3 protein-coding genes are annotated in these 3218 nt (G+C 61.9%); 1 reads left to right on the plus strand and 2 read right to left on the minus strand.

Annotation, left to right across the window (positions count from 1 at the left end):
• Positions 1–1250, plus strand: a 1250-nt coding sequence (locus A2I95_RS28570; RefSeq protein ID WP_291735349.1) for an SLC13 family permease, incomplete at its 5' end; no start/stop codon positions are given.
• A 42-nt stretch (positions 1251–1292) separates the two neighbouring features.
• Here A2I95_RS28570 and A2I95_RS28575 read toward each other — a convergent pair.
• Both A2I95_RS28575 and A2I95_RS28580 read right to left on the minus strand, forming a co-directional pair.
• Positions 1293–1481 (minus strand): hypothetical protein, encoded by a 189-nt coding sequence (locus A2I95_RS28575; RefSeq protein WP_260007826.1) that lies wholly within the window; start codon positions 1479–1481, stop codon positions 1293–1295.
• 55 nt (positions 1482–1536) lie between these two features.
• Positions 1537–3218: SLC13 family permease (locus A2I95_RS28580; protein ID WP_291735355.1), on the minus strand; the 1682-nt coding region annotated here is incomplete at its 5' end.

Below are 3218 nucleotides of genomic sequence, written 5' to 3' on the forward strand. Positions count from 1 at the left end.
ATTTTGCCCCGGTGGGCGGCGTTGCGGCGCTGGCTGGGCTTGGCTTTGTGGCGCTTATCGGCTGGCGGCTGATCCCGGCGCGGGAGAATGCAGCAGGAGCTTCCGAGGCGCAGCTGGCGCCCTATATTGCCGAGCTGACCGTGGGCGAAGACTCGGAACTGATCGGCAAACGGCTGGGCGAGCTGGATGAAGAGGCTGAGAAGGCGGATGTGGCGATCATCGGGCTGATCCGGGATGGCAAGCGCCGCTATGGCCGCTCCAGCGCTGCCATGCTGCGGGACGGGGATGCCCTGGTGATCGAGGCCGAACCGGAAGCACTGGATGAGTTCCGCAGCGCCCTGAAACTGGATTTTGCCGACGCCGCACGGCAGGAAAAAGTGACGGCTGCAGGCGACGGGCTGGAACTGGTTGAGGTTGTGGTGCCGGAATCTGCCCGTGTGCGCGGCCGCAGTGCCCAATCCATAGGCCTGGCCTGGCGGCAAAGCGCCGTGCTATTGGGGGTTTCCCGTCAGGGCAGGAGGATCACCAAACACATCCGCCAGACTGAAATTGAAGCAGGGGACATTCTGCTGCTGCTCTGCCCGCGCGGACGCAGTGCCGATGTCACCGACTGGCTGGGCTGCCTGCCGCTGGCGCAGCGCGGGCTGGCGGTAACGGCAAATGACAAGACCTGGGCCGCCATCGGTCTGTTTGCCGCCGCCGTTCTGGCGGCCTCCGTCGGGCTGATCTACCTGCCGGTGGCTCTGGGACTGGTGGCAATCGGTTATGTTCTTTTCAAGATCCTGCCGGTGGCGGAGATCTATGATCATGTGGAATGGCCGGTTGTGGTGCTGCTGGGGTCGATGATCCCGTTGGGGGCGGCACTGGACAGTTCAGGCGGCACAGCGCTGATTGCCAATGCGCTGACAGGCCTGACCGAAGGCCTGCCCGCCTGGGCAGTGTTGACGGTGCTGATGGTGGTGACCATGACGCTGTCGGACGTGCTGAACAATACCGCCACAGCCATTGTCGCGGCACCTGTGGGCATTCAGATGGCCGAGTCCCTGGGGGTATCTCCGGATCCGTTCCTGATGGCGGTGGCAGTTGCCGCCTCGGCGGCGTTCCTGACGCCGATCGGACATAAGAACAACACGCTTGTGCTGGGTCCCGGCGGATACCGCTTTGGCGATTACTGGCGGATGGGATTGCCGCTTGAGGTTCTGGTCATTGCCGTCTCTATTCCGGCAATCCTGGTGTTTTGGCCATTGTAGCGGGGACCAAAACTTTTGAGAAAAAGTTTTGCCAAAATCCTTTCACAAGGATTTTGCGGCCTGCGCGGAGACTTTTAAAGACTGTGGGTGCCGGTCCGCCCAGGCCTGCGACATCAGCACAATGGCTGTTGATCCGCCCAGGACCGCGATCAGGAACAGTTTTTTGAAATCCACTTTGCCACCCCATGAAATACTCTCTGTTTCATATGGGCCCGGCTTTAACAATTTCACGTAAACAAATGCTGGCGAAGCGGAAAACCGCCATCATCAAGGGCATCCGGTGATGTCAGAGCGGCCAGAAAAACGGAATGATCAAGGACGCAACCATGCCGACCGTCAGGTTCAGCGGGATGCCGACACGCAAAAAATCGGTGAACTTGTAACCGCCAGGACCGTAAACCAGCGTGTTGGTCTGGTAGCCGATCGGGGTGGCAAAAGAGGCCGAGGCGGCGACCATGACAGCCACCACCAAGGGGCGCGGATCCACCCCCATGGCCTGGGCCAGGCCAATGGCAATCGGGGTGACGACAACAGCCACAGCGTTGTTTGAGACCAGCTCGGTCAACACAGAGGTCAGCAAATAGACCGCCCAGACCAGCAGGAACGGCGGCAGCATCGACAGGCCGGGGGCAATGGCATTGACAATCAGGGCAACCGCCCCAGAGCTTTCCAGCGCGGCGCCGATGGCCAGCATCGAAAAAATCAACGCCAGGAGCCGCCCGTCCACAAAGGAGAACGCCTCGTCCGCGTCAATGCAGCGGGTCACGAACACCAGCGACACCATCAGCAGAGACAGCATCAGGATTGGCGCCACGCCAAAGGCGGCCAATAGAACGATCCCCAGAAGGGCAACAACAGCAATCGGCGCGTGGCTGCGGCGGTAGGCGCGCTGGGTCGGCTGCGAGACATCGGCCAGATCCATATCGGAGGCCAGACGCTGGATATCAGCCGGCGCGCCCTCCAGCAGCAGGGTGTCGCCGATCCGCACCACGAGGTCGTCCAGCTGCACACCGATGTTCTGGTTTCGCCGGTGCACCGCCAGCGTGTAGACGCCGTAGCGGCGGCGCAGGCGCATCGCGCCAAGGCTGCGGCCGACCATGCGGCAGCCCGGGGTGATCAGCACTTCGACGGTTTCGGTCTCGACGGCGGAAACCTGATCCACCCGCTTGAGCTCCTTATTGGTTTGCAGGCTCAACAGCTCGGTCATTCGGGTGCGCAGCACCACGCGGTCGCCGACCTGCAGTTCCACCCCTTTGAGGTTGCGGCGCAGCGATTCATCGCCGCGGATCACATCGATCAGCCGCACGCCAGGGCGCTTGAACAGCTGCACGCCGGTGACTTCGCGGCCGATCAGGTTGCTTTCAGGCGGGATCACTGCTTCGGTGAAGAACTTCATCTTGGATTTATCGCTGAGCAGCATCGCCATGCTGTCGCGGTCCGGCAGCAACCGCGGTGCGATGAAGCGCAGATAGACCATGCCATAGACCACCAAGATCACGCCCAGCGGGGTGACTTCGAAAATAGTGAAGGGTTTCAGGCCCTGCGCCCGCGCCACGCCATCCACCAGCAGATTGGTCGAGGTGCCGATCAGCGTCAGCGTGCCGCCCAGGATCGCGGCATAGCTGAGCGGGATCAGCATTTTGGAGGCGGAGACATTCAGGGTGCGGGAAATCTGGATGAAAACCGGGATCATCACCACAACCACCGGCGTGTTTGACACCACGGCAGAGGCCGCGACCACAAAGGCCATCAGCAGCGCAACCGCCAGTTTGGGGTTCACCTCGGCCTGTTTCTTGGCAATTTGGGTAAAGGCATCCAGCGCCCCTGTCCGCACCAGAGCGCCCATGATGATGAACATCGCCGCAATGGTCCAAGGCGCCGGGTTGGACAGCACCGGCAGCGCCTGATTGTAGGGCAGAACGCCGGTGGCCAGCATTGCCGCAACGCCGGTCAGCGCCACAACTTCGG

The sequence above is a fragment of the Leisingera sp. F5 genome, assembly GCF_001593695.1.